The sequence below is a fragment of the Methylobacterium sp. Leaf456 genome, from assembly GCF_001425465.1.
GTDB lineage: Bacteria > Pseudomonadota > Alphaproteobacteria > Rhizobiales > Beijerinckiaceae > Methylobacterium.
This window is the reverse complement of the sequence record NZ_LMQV01000003.1, coordinates 116,812-136,280: the sequence shown is the minus strand read 5'-3', so window position 1 is coordinate 136,280 and position 19,469 is coordinate 116,812. Positions and strand designations below refer to the sequence as shown.

Annotated in this window: 18 protein-coding genes and 1 pseudogene; 12 read left to right on the top strand and 7 right to left on the bottom strand. The window is 71.4% G+C overall.

Going from position 1 to position 19,469, the window contains the following annotated elements:
* Positions 1–29: 29 nt before the first annotated feature.
* The 4 genes from ASG52_RS04900 (at position 30) to ASG52_RS04885 (ending at position 5,153) form a co-directional block, all read left to right on the top strand.
* Positions 30–1,154, top strand: coding sequence for a hypothetical protein (locus tag ASG52_RS04900; RefSeq protein ID WP_056239866.1), 1,125 nt, complete (start codon positions 30–32; stop codon positions 1,152–1,154).
* Positions 1,155–1,279: 125 nt separating this feature from the next.
* Positions 1,280–1,930, top strand: a complete 651-nt coding sequence (paoA, locus tag ASG52_RS04895; RefSeq protein WP_056239862.1) for an aldehyde dehydrogenase iron-sulfur subunit PaoA — start codon at positions 1,280–1,282, stop codon at positions 1,928–1,930.
* Between the two features lie 11 nt (positions 1,931–1,941).
* Positions 1,942–2,916: an FAD binding domain-containing protein gene (locus tag ASG52_RS04890; protein ID WP_056239859.1), complete on the top strand. Its 975-nt coding sequence runs from the start codon at positions 1,942–1,944 to the stop codon at positions 2,914–2,916.
* Between the two features lie 11 nt (positions 2,917–2,927).
* On the top strand, positions 2,928–5,153 hold the full coding sequence (locus ASG52_RS04885) for a xanthine dehydrogenase family protein molybdopterin-binding subunit (protein WP_056239856.1): 2,226 nt from the start codon (positions 2,928–2,930) through the stop codon (positions 5,151–5,153).
* A gap of 56 nt (positions 5,154–5,209) precedes the next feature.
* Here the strand turns inward: ASG52_RS04885 and ASG52_RS04880 are convergent, their stop codons facing one another.
* From ASG52_RS04880 to ASG52_RS04875, 3 genes and pseudogenes are all read right to left on the bottom strand, one after another.
* Positions 5,210–5,806 (bottom strand): cysteine hydrolase family protein, encoded by a 597-nt coding sequence (locus tag ASG52_RS04880; protein WP_056239853.1) that lies wholly within the window; start codon positions 5,804–5,806, stop codon positions 5,210–5,212.
* A 400-nt stretch (positions 5,807–6,206) separates the two neighbouring features.
* A pseudogene (locus tag ASG52_RS28195) lies at positions 6,207–6,311 on the bottom strand (IS110 family transposase); the annotation flags it as partial.
* A 199-nt stretch (positions 6,312–6,510) separates the two neighbouring features.
* The gene (locus tag ASG52_RS04875) at positions 6,511–7,428 is read right to left on the bottom strand and encodes an alpha/beta fold hydrolase (protein WP_056239851.1); all 918 of its coding nucleotides are present in this window, start codon (positions 7,426–7,428) and stop codon (positions 6,511–6,513) included.
* Positions 7,429–7,651: 223 nt separating this feature from the next.
* Between ASG52_RS04875 and ASG52_RS04870 the strand changes: the two genes are divergently transcribed.
* The 8 genes from ASG52_RS04870 (at position 7,652) to ASG52_RS04840 (ending at position 16,346) form a co-directional block, all read left to right on the top strand.
* A complete protein-coding gene (locus ASG52_RS04870; protein ID WP_056239848.1) occupies positions 7,652–9,742 on the top strand; it encodes a putative bifunctional diguanylate cyclase/phosphodiesterase in 2,091 nt (696 codons plus the stop codon).
* Positions 9,743–10,095: 353 nt separating this feature from the next.
* On the top strand, positions 10,096–10,299 hold the full coding sequence (locus tag ASG52_RS04865) for a CsbD family protein (RefSeq protein WP_056239845.1): 204 nt from the start codon (positions 10,096–10,098) through the stop codon (positions 10,297–10,299).
* A 139-nt stretch (positions 10,300–10,438) separates the two neighbouring features.
* Positions 10,439–10,615, top strand: a complete 177-nt coding sequence (locus tag ASG52_RS25940; RefSeq protein WP_082552349.1) for a DUF1328 domain-containing protein — start codon at positions 10,439–10,441, stop codon at positions 10,613–10,615.
* A gap of 101 nt (positions 10,616–10,716) precedes the next feature.
* Positions 10,717–12,693, top strand: a complete 1,977-nt coding sequence (locus tag ASG52_RS04860) for a pseudouridine synthase (RefSeq protein ID WP_056239841.1) — start codon at positions 10,717–10,719, stop codon at positions 12,691–12,693.
* A gap of 22 nt (positions 12,694–12,715) precedes the next feature.
* Positions 12,716–13,285, top strand: coding sequence for a 16S rRNA (guanine(966)-N(2))-methyltransferase RsmD (rsmD, locus tag ASG52_RS04855; protein WP_056239838.1), 570 nt, complete (start codon positions 12,716–12,718; stop codon positions 13,283–13,285).
* 124 nt (positions 13,286–13,409) lie between these two features.
* Positions 13,410–14,327: an aldo/keto reductase gene (locus ASG52_RS04850; RefSeq protein ID WP_056239836.1), complete on the top strand. Its 918-nt coding sequence runs from the start codon at positions 13,410–13,412 to the stop codon at positions 14,325–14,327.
* Positions 14,317–15,033, top strand: a complete 717-nt coding sequence (locus ASG52_RS04845; RefSeq protein ID WP_056239833.1) for an NADPH-dependent F420 reductase — start codon at positions 14,317–14,319, stop codon at positions 15,031–15,033. The genes ASG52_RS04850 and ASG52_RS04845 overlap by 11 nt, the downstream gene beginning before the upstream one ends.
* Entirely contained in the window at positions 15,030–16,346 is a 1,317-nt protein-coding gene (locus ASG52_RS04840; protein WP_056239831.1) for an NTP/NDP exchange transporter, read from the top strand. Before ASG52_RS04845 ends, ASG52_RS04840 begins: the two co-directional genes overlap by 4 nt.
* On the opposite strand, the gene ASG52_RS04835 is transcribed toward ASG52_RS04840, so the two are convergent.
* The 4 genes from ASG52_RS04835 to ASG52_RS04820 form a co-directional block, all read right to left on the bottom strand.
* Positions 16,343–17,080: a heme-binding protein gene (locus ASG52_RS04835; protein ID WP_082552358.1), complete on the bottom strand. Its 738-nt coding sequence runs from the start codon at positions 17,078–17,080 to the stop codon at positions 16,343–16,345. The two genes, ASG52_RS04840 and ASG52_RS04835, sit on opposite strands and share 4 nt — an antisense overlap.
* A 283-nt stretch (positions 17,081–17,363) precedes the next feature.
* Positions 17,364–18,236, bottom strand: a complete 873-nt coding sequence (locus tag ASG52_RS04830; RefSeq protein ID WP_056239826.1) for a type II secretion system protein GspK — start codon at positions 18,234–18,236, stop codon at positions 17,364–17,366.
* Positions 18,233–19,009, bottom strand: a complete 777-nt coding sequence (locus ASG52_RS04825; RefSeq protein ID WP_056239823.1) for a PulJ/GspJ family protein — start codon at positions 19,007–19,009, stop codon at positions 18,233–18,235. Before ASG52_RS04825 ends, ASG52_RS04830 begins: the two co-directional genes overlap by 4 nt.
* Positions 19,006–19,461 carry a prepilin-type N-terminal cleavage/methylation domain-containing protein gene (locus tag ASG52_RS04820; RefSeq protein ID WP_056239820.1) on the bottom strand — a complete coding sequence of 152 codons (456 nt, stop codon included), beginning with the start codon at positions 19,459–19,461 and terminating at the stop codon, positions 19,006–19,008. Before ASG52_RS04820 ends, ASG52_RS04825 begins: the two co-directional genes overlap by 4 nt.
* Between the last annotated feature and the right edge of the window lie 8 nt (positions 19,462–19,469).

Below are 19,469 nucleotides of genomic sequence, written 5' to 3'. Positions count from 1 at the left end.
CGTATCCCCATTGTTGATGGGGATACCGGATGAGCGAGTTCCAACTCTACGCCTTCCTGGCGATCGACCGCCCCCTCTCGGGGGCCGACCGGAAGGCGCTCCGGGCGATTTCGAGCCGCGCCGAGATCACCGCGACCAGTTTCACGAATCACTACGAGTGGGGCGACCTCAAAGGCGATCCCGGCAACTTCATGGATCGCTGGTTCGACGTGCACGTCTACCTCACCAACTGGGGGACGCGGCGGCTGATGCTGCGGCTCCCGACGCGGCTGGTCGAGCGGACGACGATCGCGGGCATCGTCGCCGACGTGGAGGAGGCGAGGCTCAGGGATTCGGGCGACAACCTCGTCCTCGACATCACGGTGGATCCCGAGGAGCCGGACGACGAATGGCTCGACGACGGCTCCGGCCGCATCGAGGAGCTCAGCCCCCTGCGGGCCGACATCCTCGCGGGCGATCTGCGGGCGCTCTATCTCGTCTGGCTGCTGGGCGTGCAGGCCGGGACGCTTCCCGACGACGAGCCCGAGCCGCTGCCCGGCCTCGGTCCGCTGACCGGCCCGCTCGCCGCCTTCGCCGAGTTCTTCGGCCTCGATCCCGACCTCGTCGACGCCGCGGCCGAGGCCAAGCCGGCGCGGCCGGGTTCTTCGTCCGAGGCGGCGCGGGCGGCGGTGGAGCACCTCCCCGCGGCGGAAAAGACCGCCCTGCTGCTGCGGGTTCTCGACTGCGACCCGCATATCGGAGCCGAGCTGCGCCGCCTCGGACGGACGGAAGGCCGGGACCGGTCCACGGACGCGTTGCGGACGGTCGGCGCCCTGAGGGCGCGGGCTGCGGCACTGCGCGAAGCCCGCGCGCACGAAGCGGCCGAGCGGCGCGAGGCGGAGCGGCGGCGCAAGGCGGAGGAGGCCGAGACGGCACGCCGCGCCCGGCTCACCGCCGTGGCGCGGCAAGGCGAGAAGGCATGGCACGCGGTCGAGGAGGAGATCGAGCAGCGCAAACCCAAGAGCTACGACCGCGCCGCGGAACTGCTGGGCGACCTCAAGGCGATCGCGGACGAACGCGGCACCGCGACCGAGTTCGCCGCACGCCTCGCCGACATCCGCCAGCGGCACGCCGCCAAGGGCCGCTTCCTCGAACGCCTGACCGGGCTCGGGTGACGACTGCGCCATAGGGGCGCGGGGGGTCGCCGGATCGACCCGGCGGCTTGCCGCGTTCCGCCTGCAGATTTCGATCCATTCCAGACTGGGCCTGTGCCGCCCAGCGGATGAGCGGGACGGCAGGCATGACAGAACGCTCGACGCGAGACACGCGCTTCGATCCGACCCGCCGCGGGATCATGGAGGGCTGCGCCGTGCTCGCGACCCTCGGGGCGACGCTGCGCGGCAAGGCGGTCGCCGCCCCCGCAATGGGCGATCCGCAGCCGCAGACCATGCCGGTCTCGCTGACGATCAACGGCCAGCGCCACGACCTGACGCTCGACACCCGCACGACCCTGCTCGACGCGCTGCGCGAACACCTCGACCTCACCGGCTCGAAGAAGGGCTGCGACCACGGCCAGTGCGGCGCCTGCACCGTGCTGGTGAACGGGCGGCGGATCAATGCCTGCCTCTCGCTCGCCGCCATGCACGAGGGCGACGAGGTGACAACGATCGAGGGGCTGGCCCAAGGCGAGACCCTGCACCCGCTGCAAGCCGCCTTCCTGCACCACGACGGCTTCCAGTGCGGCTACTGCACGCCGGGCCAGATCTGCTCCGCCGCCGGCATGCTCTCGGAGATCGAGGCCGGCTGGCCGAGCCACGTCACCGACGACCTGACGCAGAAGGCCTCCCTCACCGACGCGGAAATCCGCGAGCGGATGAGCGGTAATATCTGCCGCTGCTCGGCCTATCCCAACATCGTTGCGGCGATCCGCGACGCCTCGACCAAGATCTGAGGGCGACGCACATGAAAGCCTTCGCCTACGAGCGCCCCGCCACCGTCCAGGAAGCGGCGCGCCTCGCATCCGAGCGCCCCAATGCCCGCTTCATCGCCGGGGGCACCAACCTGCTCGACCTGATGAAGCTCCAGATCGAGACGCCGGCCACCCTGATCGACGTGAACCGCCTGCCGCTCACCGATGTCGCCGACACGCCCGACGGCGGCCTGCGGATCGGCGCACTGGTGCGCAATTCCGACCTCGCGGCGCATCCGCGGGTGCGCCAGGACTACGCGGTGCTCGGCAAGGCCCTGCTCGCGGGCGCCTCGGGCCAGTTGCGCAACAAGGCCACCACCGCCGGCAACCTGTTGCAGCGCACCCGCTGCTACTACTTCTACGATACGTCAAAACCCTGCAACAAGCGCGAGCCCGGCTCGGGCTGCGCCGCCATCGGCGGGTTCAACCGCATCATGGCGGTGCTGGGCACGAGCGAGGCCTGCATCGCGACGAACCCGTCCGACATGAACGTCGCCATGCGGGTGCTCGACGCCACCGTCGAGACGATGGATGCGCAAGGCGGCTCGCGAAAAATCCCGATGGCCGAGTTTCACCGCCTGCCCGGCGACACGCCGCAGATCGAGACGAGCTTGAAGCTCGGCGAACTCATCACCGCGGTGACGCTGCCGAAGCCCGTCGAGGGCGTCCACCTCTACCGCAAGGTCCGCGACCGCGTGTCCTACGCCTTCGCCACGGTGTCGGTCGCGGCGATCATCGCCAAAGGGGAAGGTGGTAGGGTGAAGTCCGCCAAACTCGCCTTCGGCGGGCTCGCCCACAAGCCCTGGCGAGTCGAGGCGGCGGAGGCCGCGCTGGTCGAGACCGGCTCGGCGGATGCCGCGTCTAGCCAAGTGCTGGAGGGCGCCCGCGGCTACGGCTCCAACGACTTCAAGATCCCGCTCACCCGCCGGACGCTGCGCGCGACCGTCGCCGAAGCTCTTCGCGTCTAAGGGGCTGAACCATGGACATGAACCAGCCGATCGGCACGACGCCGCTGGACCGGGCCGACGGCCTCGTCGGTCGCCCGATCGACCGCATCGACGGCCGCCTCAAGGTGACCGGCCGCGCGCCCTATGCCTACGAAGTGCGCGATCTCAAGAATCCGGCCTACGGCTTCGTCGTCGAGGCGACGATCGCCAAGGGCACGATCCGGCGGCTCGACATCGACGCGGCCAAGCGCGCGCCGGGTGTGATCCTCGTGATGACCCACGAGACCGTGCCGGAGCAGGGGGAGAAGAAGGAGCAGGTGTTCCCGCAATTGCAGGGCACCGACATCCGCTTCAACGGCCAGCCGATCGCCTTCGTGGTGGCCGAGACCTTCGAGCAGGCCCGCGCGGCCGCCGCCCTGGTGAAGGCGGATTACGCGGTCGAAAAGCCCCAAGCGTCGCTGCGGGAGGCCAAGCCGACGGCGTTCGAGCCGAAGGCGATGCAGACGCCGCCGGACTCGAAACTCGGCGATTTCGACGGGGCTTTTGCCGCCGCGCCAGTGAAGCTCGACGTGGAATACACGACGCCCGTGCAGATCCACGCGCAGATGGAGCCGCACGCCACCCTCGCGAACTGGGAGACCGGGCCGGACGGCGAGCGGGTGACGCTCTACACCGCCAACCAGATGCTCAACCGCGGCCAAGTCTCGCTCGCGCAGGTGTTGAAGCTCAAGCCTGAGAACGTGCGGCTGATCTCGCATTACATCGGCGGCGGCTTCGGTTCGAAGCTGCAGCCGCAGCCCGAGGCGACGCTCGCCGCGCTCGCCTCCAAGAGCCTCAAGCGCCCGGTGAAGGTGGCGCTGACGCGCCAGCAGGAATTCCACGTCGCGACGCACCGCTCGGACACGATCCAGCGCATCCGGCTGGGCGCCGATCCGAGCGGGCGGCTGACGGCCATCGCCCACGAATCGTGGTCGGCGGCCACGCCCGGCGACGGGTTCTACGAGACCTCCGCCAACGTCACCCGCGCGCTCTACGCGGCGGAGAACCGGGTCACCCGGCATCGGCTGGCCAACCTCAACAAGCCCGTCGCCTCGGCGATGCGGGCGCCCGGCGAGGCCGTGGGGCAACTCGCCTTCGAGTGCGCCATGGACGAGCTGGCCGAGCAGTTGAAGCTCGATCCCGTCGAGCTGCGCATCCGCAACGAGCCGGAGCAGGACCCGGAGAAGAAGGTCCCGTTCTCGACCCGCCAACTCGTCGCCTGCATGCGCGAAGGCGCCCAGCGCTTCGGCTGGGACAAGCGCGGCGCCGTCGGCGCGAGCCGGGACGGGCAATGGCTCGTCGGCATGGGCATGGCGGCGGCCGCGCGTCTCAACCCTCTGATGCCGTCGCAGGCGAGCGTGCGGCTCAACCCCGACGGCACGCTGACGGTGCGGATGGCGATGACCGATATCGGCACCGGCACCTACACGATCCTGGCGCAGATCGCGGGCGAGATGATGGGCCTCCCGGTGGAGCGCATCCGCGTCGAGATCGGCGACACGGCCTATCCGAAGGCCGCGGGCTCCGGCGGCTCGTTCGGCGCCGGCTCGGCGGGTTCGGCGCTCTACGTGGCCTGCGACAACCTCCGTCAGGCGCTGCTGACGCAAGCAGGCATGAATCCGGAGGGCGCGACGTTCGCCGACGGGCGCGTCGTCTCGGGCGACCGCTCGCAGGCGCTGACGGACTTGGCCGGTGCGCAGGGCGTCGAGGCCAAGGGCGAGATCAAGCCCGGCGCGATGAAGGAAAAATTCTCGCAGCATTCCTTCGGCGCGCATTTCGCCGAGGTCGGGGTCGATGCCGACACCGGCGAAATCCGGCTGCGGCGGATGCTCGGGGTGTTCACCGGCGGGCGCATCCTCAACCAGAAGACCGCGCGTTCGCAGGCCCTCGGCGGCATGATCTTCGGCATCGGCGCGGCCTTGATGGAAGCCGCCGAGGTGGACACCCGGTACGGCCATTTCGTGAACCACGATCTGGCCGAGTACCACGTGCCGGCGCATGCCGACGTGCCGGCGATCGACGCGGTGTTCCTGCCCGAGCTCGACGACAAGGCGAACCCCTTGAAGAGCAAGGGGCTCGGCGAGGTCAGCATCTGCGGCGCGGGCGCGGCGCTGGCGAACGCAGTCTACAACGCCACCGGCGTGCGCATCCGCGAATACCCGCTGACCCTCGACAAGGTGCTCGACGGCTGGGACAGCCCAGCCCAGCGCCGCACCTAGTCAGGGTTTCGAAAGGACAAGTCCTTTCGCGGGTCCAGGGCAGAGCCCTGGAAAACCTACCGGATCGCGTTCGCGTCCGGAGCCACGACCGCAAACAGGTCGGCGAGCGCCGCAAGGCTCGCCGCCTGCAGCGCTGCGGCCGGGACGGTGCTCCCATCCGGCCCCGGCAAGGCGCGGGTGGCGGTGGCCGACGCCACGACGGTGGGGCGGAAGCCGAGGCTGAAGGCGCTGCGCGCGGTCGAGTTCACGCACATATGGGTCATGAAGCCCGCCACGATCACGTCCTCGACGCCGGCCGCCTTCAACTGCGCTTCGAGATCGGTGCCGACGAAGGCGCTCGGATAGGCCTTGGTGACGACGGCCTCGCCGTCCCGCGGGGCGACCTCGTCGCTGATCCGGCCAATCGGCGCGGTGACGTCGTAGGGCGAGCCCGGCCCGGCATCGTGGCGGACGTGGATCACCGGAATGCCGGCGGCGCGGGCCCGCTCCAAGAGCGTCGCCGCCTCGCGGATCGCCGGCTCGACACCTTCGAGCTGCATGACGCCTTCGCGATAGGTGTTCTGCAGATCGATCATCAGCAGGGCCGAACCTTTGAGCGCGGCGGGCTCCGGCGGCAGGCCGGACAGGCTGCGGAGCGTTTTGAGATCGGTCATGGCGCGTCTTTCTTGGGCGGGCGTTTCCGGCCGGATGTGAGCCGAGACCGGGCGCAAGCGCAACCGGCCGAAAGTCCCGTTCGGATGGATCACGTCGGCGCCGCGGCTTCCCCTCTCCCAGCACGCGGGTAGAGGGGAAGCCGCTCTGCATCAGCCTCCAGGCGATGCGGTCGAACTTGTTGGCCGGCGCCACCAGCTTGGGCGGCTTGCGCGTCAGCAGCGCCCGCATCCAGGCCTGCAGCCGCAGCTCGTCCCCGCCCACGCTCGCATCACCGGTCTTCTGCGCGGTCTTCGGCCCGGTCTTCGCCTTCGAACCCTGCACCCGCCAGACGACGGCGACCGCCCCACCACGAGCAGTCCGCGCAGCATGGGGTCGCCCCCCGGGTGATCATCCCCAGCCACGCCGCAACCGGCGCCACAGCACCGGCTGCTCGGCCGCGTTCACCGCGCGCAGCCGAAACGACTGCTTCGAAATGTCCACCCCGATGCGGATACACCGCTCCATGGACGATCCCGCTCGATGAAGTCTTCGACAACCTCATCATGGCACACCGATGCCGTCAGGGGCCGTCCACAATAACAGCGCGCGACGGTGCGAGGAGGGGCGAGTCGGTCGCGGGCGCTTCATCGAAGAACGCGCCCCCTCCTGTTGATGCGGCGTCATGGATCGCTTCGGCTCCGCCTCGCGATGACGGTGAGGGTTTTTATGACCCCGCGAAGAACTTCGTCAGCGCCGCCCCCGTCGCCTCCGGTGCCTCCTCGGCCATGAAGTGGCCGCTGTCGATCGAGACTTCCTCGGCCTTCGGCGCGAAGGTCCGGCGCCACGCGTCGAGCGCCGTCTCCGGCTTGTCCTTATCGAGGTAGTGCCGGCTCGCGAGCACCAAGACCGGCATCGGCAGGGTGCGCCCCTCCGCGAGGTCGGCCCGGTCGGCGGCGCGGTCGGGCCCGTCGGGGCCGCCCGCGCGGTAATCCTCGCACATCGCGTGGATGCGCTCGGGCACGTTCCAGGCCTGCCGGTAGAGGGTCAGGGCTCGGGCGTCGAAGGCCGAGAGGTCGTCCCGGTTGCTCCACCGGCGCAGCAACCCCTCGAAATAGCCGTCCGGGTCGCGGGCGATCTCGCGCTCCGGCTCCGGCGCGGGCCGCGCCTGCGACGGCCAATGCGCGTTCATGCCCGGCTGCGCCTCGATCCGCTCCCACTGGACATGGGTCGGCACGATGTCGAGCAGCGCGAGCCGCTCGACCCGGCCCGGCGTGTCGAGCGCCAGCCGGTAGGCGACCCGCGCGCCGCGGTCGTGCCCGGCCAGCCGAAAGCGGATATGGCCGATCCGCTCCATCGCCGCGACGATCTCCTCCGCGACCCGCCGTTTGGCGTAGGCCTCGCCGTGATCCGAATCGGGTGCGGCCGACCAGCCGTAGCCCTTGAGATCGAGGGCGATCACCCGGTGCGTCTGGGCCAAGCCGGGCGCCAGCCGGTGCCACATCGCATGGCTCTGGGGGAAGCCGTGCAGCAGCAGCAGCGGGGGGGCGTCCGCGCGACCGCCGACGCGGGCGAACCAGCGCCCGGCCGGGCCCTCGATCCAGAGCGGGTCGAAGCCCGGAAACAGGTCGTCGCCCTCCGCCATCGGCAGGATTCCTTGTCAAAGTCCCAAAAAGGTTCTGGACAACGGCGACGGCCCGCGATGGCTCCCGCCGGGGCCGGCCGGCCCGCTCGTCGGGATTCCATTGTCCGGTCAAGGCTTAAGCAAAATGCCCAAACGGCGGGCACGCCGAAAATTAACAATTGTCGGCAAGACTCGGCGCCTTGAGACCGCGGTGAGGCCGCGGGACGACAACGGGCCTCCCGCCATGAACCATACGCAGATCGAGGACTTCACCCATATCGCCTCCGACTGGATCTGGGAGACGGATGAAGCGGGCCGCTTCACCCGGCTCTCGCCGGAGGCCGAGACCTTTCTGGGCCGCCCGGTCGCGGAGCTGCTCGGCGTCGATCGCTCGGCCTTCGCCTGGGAGTTCGAGGCGGGGGGCCTGCATCTCTACCGCGCGGCGCTGGCCGCGCGGCGGGCGTTCCGCGATCTGACCTACATCTACAGCCATCCCGACGGCGCCCCACGCTGGTTCGAGATCAGCGGTCGCCCGTGCTTCTCCGCCGACGGCGCCTTCGCCGGCTATCGCGGCGTCGGCTGCGACGTGAGCGAGCAGCGTCGCACCCGCGACGCCCTGGTGGAGGCTCATGCCGAACTCACCGAGCAGAACCGGCGCTTCGACGCCGCCCTGGAGAACATGAGCCAGGGCCTGTGCCTGTTCGACGCTCGGCATCGCTTGCAGGTGTGGAACCGGCGCTACCTCGACATGTTCGGGCTGGAGCCCGACGCCCTGCAGGTCGGCATGAGCCAGCAGGCGATCATCGAGCAACTGGTTGCGCTGGGGCGCTATCGCGCCGGGATGACGGTCGATTCCGTCAGCGAGGGCACCCGCACCTCGCTCACCGCCGACGGCCCGAAGGCGCTGATGCGCGAACTCGCCGACGGGCGGGTGATCGCCGTGACCCACCGGGCGATGCCGGGCGGCGGCTGGGTCTCGACCTTCGAGGACGTGACCGAGCGGCGCCGCAACGAGGCCCGGATCGTCCACATGGCCCGCCACGACGGGCTGACCGACCTGCCCAACCGCACGGCGCTCCGCGAGATCGGCATCGAGCGGCTGGGCCAGGCGCGCGAGGCCGGCGCCGGGCTCGCCGTGCTCTGCCTCGACCTCGACCGGTTCAAGCCGGTCAACGACAGCTTCGGTCACGCCGTCGGCGACGGCCTGCTCAAGGCGGTGTCGGCGCGGCTGCGCGCGCAGGTGCGCGGGCGCGACGTGGTCGCCCGGCTCGGCGGCGACGAGTTCGCCGTGCTCTACGCCGTGGCCGACGCCGACGACGCGACGGCGGTGGCCGAGCGCCTGATCGGGGCCGTCAGCGCGCCCTACCGGCTCGACGGCGTCACCGCCGAGATCGGCATGAGCGTCGGCATCGCGCTGGCCCTCCCCGAAGCCGGCGGGACGGGCGACATCGAGCGCCTGCTGAAGGAGGCCGACATGGCCCTCTACGAGGCCAAGGCCGCGGGCCGCGGCACCTTCCGCCTGTTCGAGCCGAAGATGGACGAGACCGTGCGCGAGCGCATCGCCCTCGAACGCGAGCTGCGCGAGGCGCTGCAGGTCGGCCGGTTCGAGGTGCATTACCAGCCGCTGGTCGATCTCTCCGACGACCGCATCACCGGCATGGAGGCGCTGGTGCGCTGGCGCCATCCCGAGCGCGGCCTCGTCAGCCCGGCGGTGTTCATTCCGCTGGCCGAGGAGACCGGCCTGATCGTGCCGCTCGGCGAGTGGGTGCTGCGCCAGGCCTGCCGCGACGCCGCGGGCTGGCCCGGCGACACCAGCGTCGCCGTCAACGTCTCGCCGCTGCAACTGCGTCACAGGGGCTTTGCCCAGACCGTGGTCGCGGCGCTCGCCGCCACCGGCCTCGCCGCGGCCCGGCTGGAACTGGAGATCACCGAGAGCGTGCTGCTCGACGACACTGAGGCTAACCTGGAGACCCTGCACGGCCTGCGGGGCTTGGGCGTGCGCATCTCCATGGACGATTTCGGCACCGGCTACTCCTCGATCAGCTACCTGCGCCGCTTCCCCTTCGACAAGATCAAGATCGACCGCTCCTTCGTGCGCGACTGCGCGGCGAGCCCCGATGCGGGCGCGATCATCCGCGCCATCGTGGGGCTGGGGGCGAGCCTCGGCATCACCACTCTGGTCGAGGGCGTCGAGACCGAGCCGCAACTCGCCGCGGTCCGCGCCGAGGGCGCCCGCGAGGTCCAGGGCTTCCTATTCAGCCCACCCCGCCCGGCCGCCGAGGCCGCGGCCCTGCTCGCCGCGCAGGACGAGCAGGCCGCCACGATCGCGGCGTGAGCGGGCCGGGGCCGGCCTGGCGCGGCTTCAAGTCGAGCGCACCGGCTTCCGCCCCATCCCGTCATCGCGCGGCGAAGCCGAAGCGATCCAGCGCTCCGCATTCCCCGAAGAGGGCGAGCCGCTGAATGAAGCGGTCCCACGCGCGCCTCCCCTGGAGGCGTCGCGCTCCGGATCGCGTCGGTTTCGCCTCGCAATGACGGCGGAGGTGCCGGTGCCATCACCGGCCCTCGGGTGATTCGCCCGCAAGCCCCAATGTTAATCGGCGGAACATGACGGCCGCGGCTTTCGTTGGAATCCCCGTCCGACCGAGCCCGACGCCACCGTCGGGACGGGCCCGGACCGGGAGACGCGCCATGAGCAGCACCGCCGACAAGATCAAGGGCCTCGCCAACGAGGCTGCGGGCAACGTCAAGCAGGGCATCGGCAAGGCCACCGACAACGAGCGGCTCCAGGCCGACGGCAAGGCCCAGGAGGTCAAGGGCGAGGGCCAGCAGCTCAAGGGCGACGCCAAGCAGGCCGCGGGCGACGCTGCCGATAAGGTGAAGAGCAAGATTTAATTCGACGCCGGGCGGGGCCTTCGGGCCCGCCGCCCGGCGAACCGTTTCGCCCCGAACACGTTTTATGGTCCATCGACGGAACGAACCGGGCAGCTTGGCAATTCTCCAAGCCAGATACGGACCCCTCTAGGAGGACACCATGATCGGTTGGGCAGTTACCTTCCTCGTCGTCGCTCTGGTCGCCGCTCTGCTCGGCTTCGGCGGCATCGCCGGCACCGCGATGGAAGCGGCCAAGATCGTCTTCTTCGTCGCCATCGCGCTGTTCCTGATCTCGGCGGTGATGGGCGCCGTGCGCGGTCGCTCGCCGCGGCTGTGACGAACACGACGGACGTTCGGGCTTGAGCGCCCGGTAAGGAGAGGCGGCCTTCGGGCCGCCTTTTCCTTTTGCCCGGCCCCTCGCTCTGCTAAGGGGCCGAGATGACCGACAACAACGACCCCACCCAGGCCGCGCCCGCGGAAGATGCCGTCGCGCCCGCGCAAGCCGCCGCCAAGCCCGCGGAGGCCAAGCCCACGGAAGTCGCCGCCACGCCGGAAGGCGAGCGCATCGCCAAGGCCATCGCCCGCGCTGGCATCGCCTCGCGCCGTGATGCGGAGGCCCTGATCGAGGCCGGCCGCGTTACCCTGAACGGGCAGGTGCTGACCTCGCCCGCGATGAACGTGACGGATTCCGACCGCATCACCGTCGATGGCGAGCCGCTGCCGGCGCGCGAGCGCACCCGGCTCTGGATCCTGCACAAGCCCCGCGGCGTCGTCACCACCGCCCGCGATCCGGAGGGGCGCGCCACGGTGTTCGACGGCCTGCCCGACGACCTGCCCCGCGTCGTCGCCATCGGCCGGCTCGACATCAACACCGAAGGCCTGCTGCTGCTCACCAACGACGGCGGGCTCGCCAAGGTGATCGCCCATCCCGACACCGGCTGGCTGCGCCGCTACCGCGTGCGCGCCTTCGGCGACGTGAACCAGGCCGACCTCGACAAGCTGAAGAAGGGCGTGACCATCGAGGGGATGGAGTACGGCCCCGTCGAGGCGACGCTGGACCGGGCCCAGGGCGACAACGTCTGGCTGACGCTGGGCCTGCGCGAGGGCAAGAACCGCGAGGTCAAGCGCATCCTCGAACATCTCGGTCTGTCGGTGAACCGGCTGATCCGGCTCTCGTTCGGGCCGTTCCAGCTCGGCGACCTCGAAGTCGGGCTTGTCGAGGAAATCCGTACCAAGGTGCTCAAGGAGCAACTCGGCAAGTCGCTCGCCGAGGAAGCCGGCGTCGATTTCGAGAGCCCGGTGCGCGAGGCGATCGCCCCGTTCGGCAGCCCCAAGAAAGCCGCCAAGGGGCAGGGGCAGGCCGCCGCCCGCGCCCAGGACTCCGAGCGCCCCGCCCCGCGTCCGCGCAGCGCCGGCGCCCGTCCGCCGCGCGATCCAGCCCGGCCCGCCGCCTCGGGGCGGGGCGCGGGTGCCCCGGCCAAGCCCCAGCGCGCCGCCTCGCCCACCGTCTGGCGGGCGGACGACGAGGATCGGCCCCGTGCCGCGAAAGTGCCGCGCCGCGGCGGCGACCCTAAGGCCGCCCGCGCGGCGGCGGCCGAGCGCGGTCGCGAGCGCGTCGGCGCCATCACGGCGGTCGGCGAGCGTCGCGTCCTGGTCGAGCGGCTCCAGGCCACCCCCGAGGCCCCGGCCCCCGAGCCGCATCGCCGCGTCCGCTTCCGCAACGCCAACGAAGAGGGCGCCGAGCGGCAGGAGCGGCGGCCGCGCGAGGATCGTCCGGAGCGTGGCCAGGGCTACGGTCAGGCGCGGGGACAGGAGCAAGGCGACGCCCGCTCGGCCGGACCGCGCCGGGCGCCCGCGGGCGATGCCCGCCCCCGCCGCCGCGACGACGAGGGGGGCGCCGAGCGCCGCGGCCCGCCGCGCGAGCGCCCGAGCGAGGGACGTCCGTTCCGGGAGCGCAGCGAGGCTGCACCCCGCCGCGAGCGGTCGTTCGATGGGGCCTCACCCGAGCGCCGTGGTCCCCCGCGCGACCGGCCCCGGCCCGAGCGCTCGGGCGACGGCGAGCGCCCGACCCGCGCCCCGCGCGGCGAGGGGCGTCCGGACAGCCGATCCGAGGGTCGGCCCGAGCGCAGCGGTGGCGGCTTCAAGGGTGCCGGCCGTCCCGCGGGCGGCGGCGGCAAGCCCGGCTTCAAGGGCGGCGCGCGCCAGGGCGAGGCGCGCGACGGCGCCAAGGGTGGCGGGTTCAAGGGTGGCGGATTCAAGGCCGGCGGCGGCGGTGGCCGTCCGGGCGGTGGGTTCAAGGGGGGCGGGGCGCGGCCCGGCGGCTCGCGTCCCGGCGGCGCGGGCGGCGGCGGTCGTCCCGGCGGCAAGCCCGGTGGCTCGCGGGGTGGTGGGCGTCCGCCGCGCGGCGGCGCCTGATGTGCGGCGCGGCTGAGACGGCGTGAGGATCGTCGGCGGGCAGTGGCGCGGGCGCCGGCTCGCCGGGCCCAGGGGCGAGGGTATTCGCGGGGGCATCCGCCCGACCTCCGACCGCCTGCGCGAGGCCGTGTTCAACGTCCTGACCCACGCCTACGACGATGCGGTCGAGGGCGCGGCGGTGCTCGACCTGTTCGCGGGCACCGGGGCGCTCGCCTTCGAGGCCCTGTCGCGCGGTGCGGCCTCGGCCCTCCTCGTCGATGACGGCCGCGAGGCCGGCGGCCTGATCCGCGACAATCTCGCGGCGCTCGATGGCGGGGCCCGCGCCCGCCTGATCTGCCGCGACGCGACCCGCCTCGGCCCCAGTGCCGACCCGCCCGCGACCCTGGTCTTTTGCGACCCGCCCTACGGAAAGGGTCTCGCCCCCGCCGCGCTCACGGCCGCCGCCCGGGGCGGCTGGCTCGCCATGAGCGCCCTCGTCCTCGTCGAGGAGGTGGCGAGCGCCGGCCCGGTCCTGCCCGAAGGTTCCTTCCGTGAGTTGGAGCGGCGGGCCTACGGCGAGACCGCGGTGACGTTCGCGCGGTTCGAGGGATAGGCGCCGCGCCTCCAATCCTCGAAGGCACCCGCGACATCGGCCCCCCGGCCCGTGATGCCCTGCGGAGTGCCCCTTCCCGGCTCGCCGCCCTATCTCCGTCCGGCACGCCCGCGAAGGAGGCCCCATGTCGATCTCCCGCCGAACGCTTCTGCATGGGGCGGCGCTCGCCGCCGCCGGTGCTACGCTCAAGGGGCCGGGCGCCGCCCGCGCCGCCGAGGAGCCGCTGATCGTCCGGCCGATTCCGTCCACCGGCGAGCGGCTGCCGGCGATGGGGATCGGCACCTCGCGCCGCTACGAGGTCGCGGTGTTGTCTGAGGCCACAGCACCGTTGCGCGAGGCGGTGGAGCGCTTCGTCGCGCTCGGCGGCAAAGTCATCGACACCGCGCCGAGCTACGGCACCGCTGAGGACGTGCTCGGCCTGATCCTCGAAGGCTTACGCGACAAGATCTTTCTCGCCACCAAGGTCGCGGCGACGGGGCGTGCGGCGGCTGAAGCCGAGACCGAGCGCTCGTTCAAGCGCCTGCGCACCGACAGGATCGACCTGATCGCGGTCCACAACCTGATCGACACCGAGAGCAACCTCGCGATCCTGCGCGGGCTCAAGGAGAAAGACCGCATCCGGTACGTGGGCGTCACGGTCTGGCGCGACGACCAGTTTTTGGAACTGGAAACGGTCCTGAAGCGCGAGAAACTCGACTTCCTGCAGGTCAATTACGCGCTCGACAGCCGCAAGGCCGCCGAGCGGGTCCTGCCGCTGGCGCAAGAGCGGGGTGTGGCCGTGATGGTCAACGTGCCGTTCGGCCGCGACCGGCTGTTCACCGCCGTGAAGGGCAAGCCGGTGCCGGACTTCGCCAAGGAATTCGGCTGCGCGAGCTGGGCGCAGTTCTTTCTTAAATACGTGCTGGCCAACGAGGCCGTGACCTGCCCGATCCCCGGCATGGCCAAGGCGCAATACGTCGAGGACAACATGGGGGCCGCCCGCGGGCGCCTGCCGGACGCCGCCGAGCGGCGCAAGATGGAGGCCTTCATCGATGCGGTTTGATTCTTTTGTTCGCCGCGCGGTGCTCGCGCTCCTGGTGAGCACTCTCGCCTATCCGGCTCTGGCACAATCGGAAAATCCCAAAAAAATCGGGATCGTCGGGGCGGGCAACATCGGCAGCACGCTCGGGCGGTTGTGGCTCAAGGCGGGCTACGAGGTGTTCTTCTCTTCGCGCCATCCGGAGGAATTGAAGCCGCTGATCGAGGAGCTCGGCCCCAAGGCGCGGGCCGGGACGCCGGCGGAAGCGATCGCCTTCGGCAACGCCGTGCTGATCGCTGTGCCCTACAAGGCCTATCCGGAACTCGGGAAGGAGAACGCCGCCGCGCTGAAGGGCAAGGTGGTGATCGATGCCGGCAACGCCGTGAAGGCGCGCGACGGCGAGATCTACGACGAGGTGGAGAAGAACGGGATCGGCGCGGTCTCGGCCAAGTACCTGCCCGGCGCGCGGATCGTGCGGGCCTTCAACGCGGCCAACTACAAGCTCTTCCTCAAGAATGCCGGGCGCCCCGAGCCGCGCATGGCGGTGCCGATCGCGGGCGACGATCTGACGGCGCTGGAAACAGCCCGGACGCTGGTGACGGATGCGGGCTTCGATCCCGTCGTGGTCGGCGAGCTGGATGCGGCCAGAAAGTTCGCGATGGGCTCGCCCGGATTCGGCCATGAGCTGTCGGCGCCGGAGCTGAAGGCGAAGCTCGGGGTCGCGCCTTGAGCCTGTCCGCCCGGCTCGCGCGCCTCGTCGATGTGCGGCCGGGCGAGGGGCCGGCGCTCGCTTGGTCCTGGGCCTACATCTTCGCGCTGCTGGCGAGCTACTACGTGCTGCGCCCGATCCGCGACCAGATGGGCGTGGCGGGCGGGCTCGAGAACCTGCCCTGGCTGTTCCTGGCGACGCTTCTCGGGATGCTGGCGCTCAACCTGCCCTTCGCGTGGCTGGTCAAGCGCCTGCCGCGTGCCCGCTTCGTGCCGCTGACCTACCGCTTCTTCATCCTCAACATCCTGATCTTCGCCGGCCTGATCGCGCTCACCGAGGGCGAGGCGGCTCTGTGGGTGGGGCGGGCCTTCTTCGTCTGGCTGTCGATCTTCAACCTGTTCGTGGTGTCGATCTTCTGGGCCACGATCGTCGACGTGTTCACCACCGAACAGGGCAAAAGACTGTTCGGCTTCATCGCCGCCGGCGCCACGCTCGGCGCGATCTGCGGCTCGGCGGTGACGGCGACGCTCGCCCGCGACGTGCCGACCTGGGCGCTGCTGGTCGCGGCGGCCGTGCTGCTGGAGGCCGCGGTCTTCGCCATGCGGGGCTTGTCTGGCATCATCGGGCGGCTGCACGCGGTGCCGGAGGAGGCGCGGGCCGGCGAGACCATTGGCGGTGACGTGTGGGCCGGCGTCCGGCGGACGGTCGCCTCGCCCTACCTCCTCAACATCGCGCTGTTCCTGATGCTGTTCTCGATCACCGCGACGTTCCTGTATTTCGAGCAGGCGGCGGTGGCCAAGCGGAGCTTCGCCGACAAGGGCGCGCAGACCTCCTTCTTCGCCACCGTCGATCTCGCGGTGAACGCCCTGACGCTCGGGGTGCAGCTGTTCTTCACCGGCCGCATCGTGAAGCGGCTCGGCGTCGGCGTTACCCTGGCGCTGCTGCCCTTCGCGAGCATCGTCGGGTTCGCGGCGCTCGCGCTCTCGCCGACGGTGGGCGTGGTCGTCGTGATCTACGTGCTGCGCCGGGCCGGCAACTTCGCCATCGCCCGGCCGATCCGCGAGGTGCTGTTCACCGTGGTCCCGCGGGAGGACCGCTACAAGGCCAAGAGCTTCATCGACACCGTGGTCTACCGGCTCGGCGATCAGGTCGGCGCGTGGTCCTATGCCGGCCTCTCGGCGCTCGGCTACGGCGGCCATGCGGCGGCAATCGTCGCCGTGCCGCTCTCGGCGGCGTGGCTCGCCAACGCGCTCTGGCTCGGCCGGGCGCAGGTCGCGCGGCAGGAGGAGGCCCTCCCCCCGGCGGACCGGGGAGAGGGCTTGAGCCGAACTTAGTTCGTCGCGGTCTGGCCCTGGGTGCCCGAATCGTTCGGGCAGCGCGGATGGCCGCCGGTGGTCGGGGTGGCGCCCGAGGTCAGGGTGATGGTGTCGGTCTGGGACGGGGGCACGAGGTTCAGGATGGTGCGGATGCGCCACGCCACCGAGTGGTCGGCGCAGGCCGTGTCGCCCGACACGCCGAGGCCGCCGATCATCCGCCGCCCGACATAGACCGAGAGGCCGCCGCCGAAGGTGATCGTGCCGCCGAGGCGCTTGCCGATCATCGGGTCCTGCGCCGTGCCGAAGGTCGAGATGTCGCCCTCGTAGATGTCGCTGGAGTTCATCACGTTGCCGGCGTCGAGGCCGAACAGCGGGTTGCCGCCGCTCGGGCTCGGCTGGACGAAGCCGTAGAGCTGCGCGGTCGAGAGCGGGCCCTTCGGCGCGTCGAGGCTGAGGCCGTTGGCCGTGAAGGCCTTGGCGGCGGCGATCTGGCGGCTCAGGAGCCACTGCGAGTAGACGTTCGCGCCGGAATACGCCACGGCGCAGACCCGGCCCGAGCGGCCGACGAGCACGGCCCAGTAATCGTTGTTGAGCCCCGTGGAATCGGCGGCCGCCGCCTGGGTCACCGCCGCCTTGAGCTGATCGTAGGTCGCCGGGCAGACCGGGGGACCTTCGGACGCCGCAAGGGCTGCGCCCGACGTCAGCATTCCGGACAGGAGCGTGCCTCCCAGGACGGCCGCGGCCCTGAGCATGTGCTTCGAATACGACATTTCCCAACCCTCTGTTGGGCTCCGAGGAGCCGGCCCCGCGAATCGAATCAGGCGGAGTATGTATTGGCTACCATGGCGAGGTGGTTTCGCAAATAATACATCTCAAGAAAGGATTAAAAATTCGAGTTCGCATCGGATTTATGACCGGCCTTGCGCTGACTAGTTCTTGGTATTATTGATGTTGCGACAGGACATGCGTCGTCTTCGTCCGGACCCCATCAGGGGCCGGCTGGGGTCGCTCAACGTGTCGCCGTGCCCTTGCCTCTTATCCCGACCACTCCACCACGAAGTACGGCGCGAGCTTGGACGGCGCGCGGGTGATCACCGCCTCGGCCCGGCGCAAAGCGCCTGCACCGCGGCGCGCCTCCAGGCGGATGCGGTGGGCGGCCCCGCCCTTGGTCGCGACGAAATCCCCCTGCGCCTTCAGGAGCGGCAGGATGCGGTCCGGCCCGTCGGGGCGGCGGCGCAGGGCGAGGATCTGTTGGGCGAGCGGTGCCTGCATGCCGGGCAGCGCCAGCAGGACGGGAAGCGGCGCGCTCGTCACATCGACCTTGCCGCCGGGATTGTTGACGGTGACGAGCCCGGCCAGGGCCTCGGCCTCGGCGGCGGTGAGGCCGGGGAGCCAGCGCAATTCACCGATACTGCGGAACCCTTCGCGGCGATGCGGGCGGGCGTTGCCGTCGGGCTGGCGGAGCGCGGCGCCGAGGTTGGCCTGCCCGTCCTTCGGTTCGTAGCGGTCGCGCCATGCCACGACCCGCGCGGCAAAAACCTCCGGTTGGAGGCTGCGGCCGCCGACGGCGCGATAGGCGGCGGCGAGGAGCGCCGGGGCGGCGCCGTTGAGGTCGATCCGCCCGGCCTCGTCGGTGACCGAGAGGGTGACCGTGCCGGCGTCCAACCGGATTTCCTGGCCGTCGATCAGGACCGGGGGCAGTTTCAACCCGTAGAGTTCGTAGGCCGCGAGATCGAGCCCGGCCCGCACCAGCCCGTCCAGCGCGAGGTCGTCGGACTTCGCCTGCACCCCCTCGAACGCGGCCCGCACCAGCACGGTTGTGCCGCCGAGCAGGCTCGCCAGCAGGGCCATGACGCCGAGCACCGCCACGAGGATGAAGCCGTCGCGCGTGCCTCCGGTTCTCCTCATGGCCCATTGCGCCTCTGCGAGGCGGCGCGGTCCTGAGTCACCGCGTTGAGGATGGCGCCGAGCGCCGCGTCGTCGTCGGCCCCGCCCTCCTCGGTGCGGCTGCAGTAATGCGTGCGCGCCCGCACGCAGCCGGGCTCACCCTCGGCCCGCACCGGCACCCGCAGGGCGGAGGCGACGTCGCCGCCGGCGGGATCGGCCAGCCCCACCCGCACCGCGACCGGCGGCGGGCCGACCGGGGGCCAGGCATCGACGATCAGCTCCGGCGTGGTGTCGGTGCGCGGCGCCACGTAGGCGAAGCGGATGCGGGCCGGGCCCTCGTACAGCACCCGCTCCGGGCCGAAGGCCAGCGCGTCCGCGCCGGTGAGGCCTGGGACGAGCGGCGCCTCGGCGCGGATCAGGCGTCCGCCCGCCCCGTTGCGATCGCTGCGCAGCAGCACCGCCACGGTCTCGCCGAGCGCGCTGCCGTCGGCGGCGGGCCGGTCGAGGGCGAAGAGCATCCGCCAGGGCTCGCCCGCGAAGACGAAGCGCTCCCGCTCCGGCCCGTCCCAGCGGGCCCGCGCCATCCGGCCGATGTCGCGCGACAGCGCCGACAGCCCCTGCTCGGCCCGCTCCAGCCGGGTAGTGCGCTCGGCCACCGCATCGGCTTGGTGCAGCATCAGCCGGGTGAGCGAGCCGAGGGCCAGAAGGATCGCCGCACTGATCGCCAGCACCGCCAGCGCCTCGACCATGAGGAAGCCGCCGCGCCGGTCGCGCCGGATGCGGGCGGCCGTCACGAGCGGCCCTCGTCGAGATCGACCGCCGCGGTCAGGCCGTCGATCCGCACGGCAAGCAGGCTGCCGAGGCCGGGACGCGCCAAGAAGATCTCGCCGCCGGTGGCGGTGCCGTCGGGGAAGAAGCGCACGCCGCCGGCCAACCCCTCCGACAAGCGGACGGAAATCCGCGGCGGCAGCGCCACGGCGCGCTCCGAGGCGCCGGAGCGTAAGGTTCGCTCGACGAGATCGACCCGGGCGGTCACCGGAGCCCCGCCGGCGCGCGCCGCGTCCCGGTCGGCCCGCAGCAGCGCCATCACCTCGTAGGCCTTGATCCGCAGCGAGGTGCCGCTGTCGCGCGGCGAGCGGGGCAGCGCCAGCGTCGCCACGAGCCCGATCAGCGCCAGCGCCAGCACCATCTCCAACAGGGTGAAGCCGGCCTGTGCGCGGGGCGAGCGATGGGAGGCGGCGCGCATTGCGGTTC

Coding starts and splice junctions, on each gene's coding strand:
- ASG52_RS04885 (WP_056239856.1), top strand. CDS start 2,928: ATGGACATGAACCAGCCGATCGGCACGACGCCGCTGGACCGGGCCGAC.
- ASG52_RS04865 (WP_056239845.1), top strand. CDS start 10,096: ATGAGCAGCACCGCCGACAAGATCAAGGGCCTCGCCAACGAGGCTGCG.
- paoA (WP_056239862.1), top strand. CDS start 1,280: ATGACAGAACGCTCGACGCGAGACACGCGCTTCGATCCGACCCGCCGC.
- ASG52_RS25940 (WP_082552349.1), top strand. CDS start 10,439: ATGATCGGTTGGGCAGTTACCTTCCTCGTCGTCGCTCTGGTCGCCGCT.
- ASG52_RS04845 (WP_056239833.1), top strand. CDS start 14,317: ATGCGGTTTGATTCTTTTGTTCGCCGCGCGGTGCTCGCGCTCCTGGTG.
- ASG52_RS04870 (WP_056239848.1), top strand. CDS start 7,652: ATGAACCATACGCAGATCGAGGACTTCACCCATATCGCCTCCGACTGG.
- ASG52_RS04900 (WP_056239866.1), top strand. CDS start 30: ATGAGCGAGTTCCAACTCTACGCCTTCCTGGCGATCGACCGCCCCCTC.
- ASG52_RS04835 (WP_082552358.1), bottom strand. CDS start 17,080: ATGCTCAGGGCCGCGGCCGTCCTGGGAGGCACGCTCCTGTCCGGAATG.
- ASG52_RS04820 (WP_056239820.1), bottom strand. CDS start 19,461: ATGCGCGCCGCCTCCCATCGCTCGCCCCGCGCACAGGCCGGCTTCACC.
- ASG52_RS04830 (WP_056239826.1), bottom strand. CDS start 18,236: ATGAGGAGAACCGGAGGCACGCGCGACGGCTTCATCCTCGTGGCGGTG.
- ASG52_RS04875 (WP_056239851.1), bottom strand. CDS start 7,428: ATGGCGGAGGGCGACGACCTGTTTCCGGGCTTCGACCCGCTCTGGATC.
- ASG52_RS04890 (WP_056239859.1), top strand. CDS start 1,942: ATGAAAGCCTTCGCCTACGAGCGCCCCGCCACCGTCCAGGAAGCGGCG.
- ASG52_RS04860 (WP_056239841.1), top strand. CDS start 10,717: ATGACCGACAACAACGACCCCACCCAGGCCGCGCCCGCGGAAGATGCC.
- ASG52_RS04850 (WP_056239836.1), top strand. CDS start 13,410: ATGTCGATCTCCCGCCGAACGCTTCTGCATGGGGCGGCGCTCGCCGCC.
- ASG52_RS04880 (WP_056239853.1), bottom strand. CDS start 5,806: ATGACCGATCTCAAAACGCTCCGCAGCCTGTCCGGCCTGCCGCCGGAG.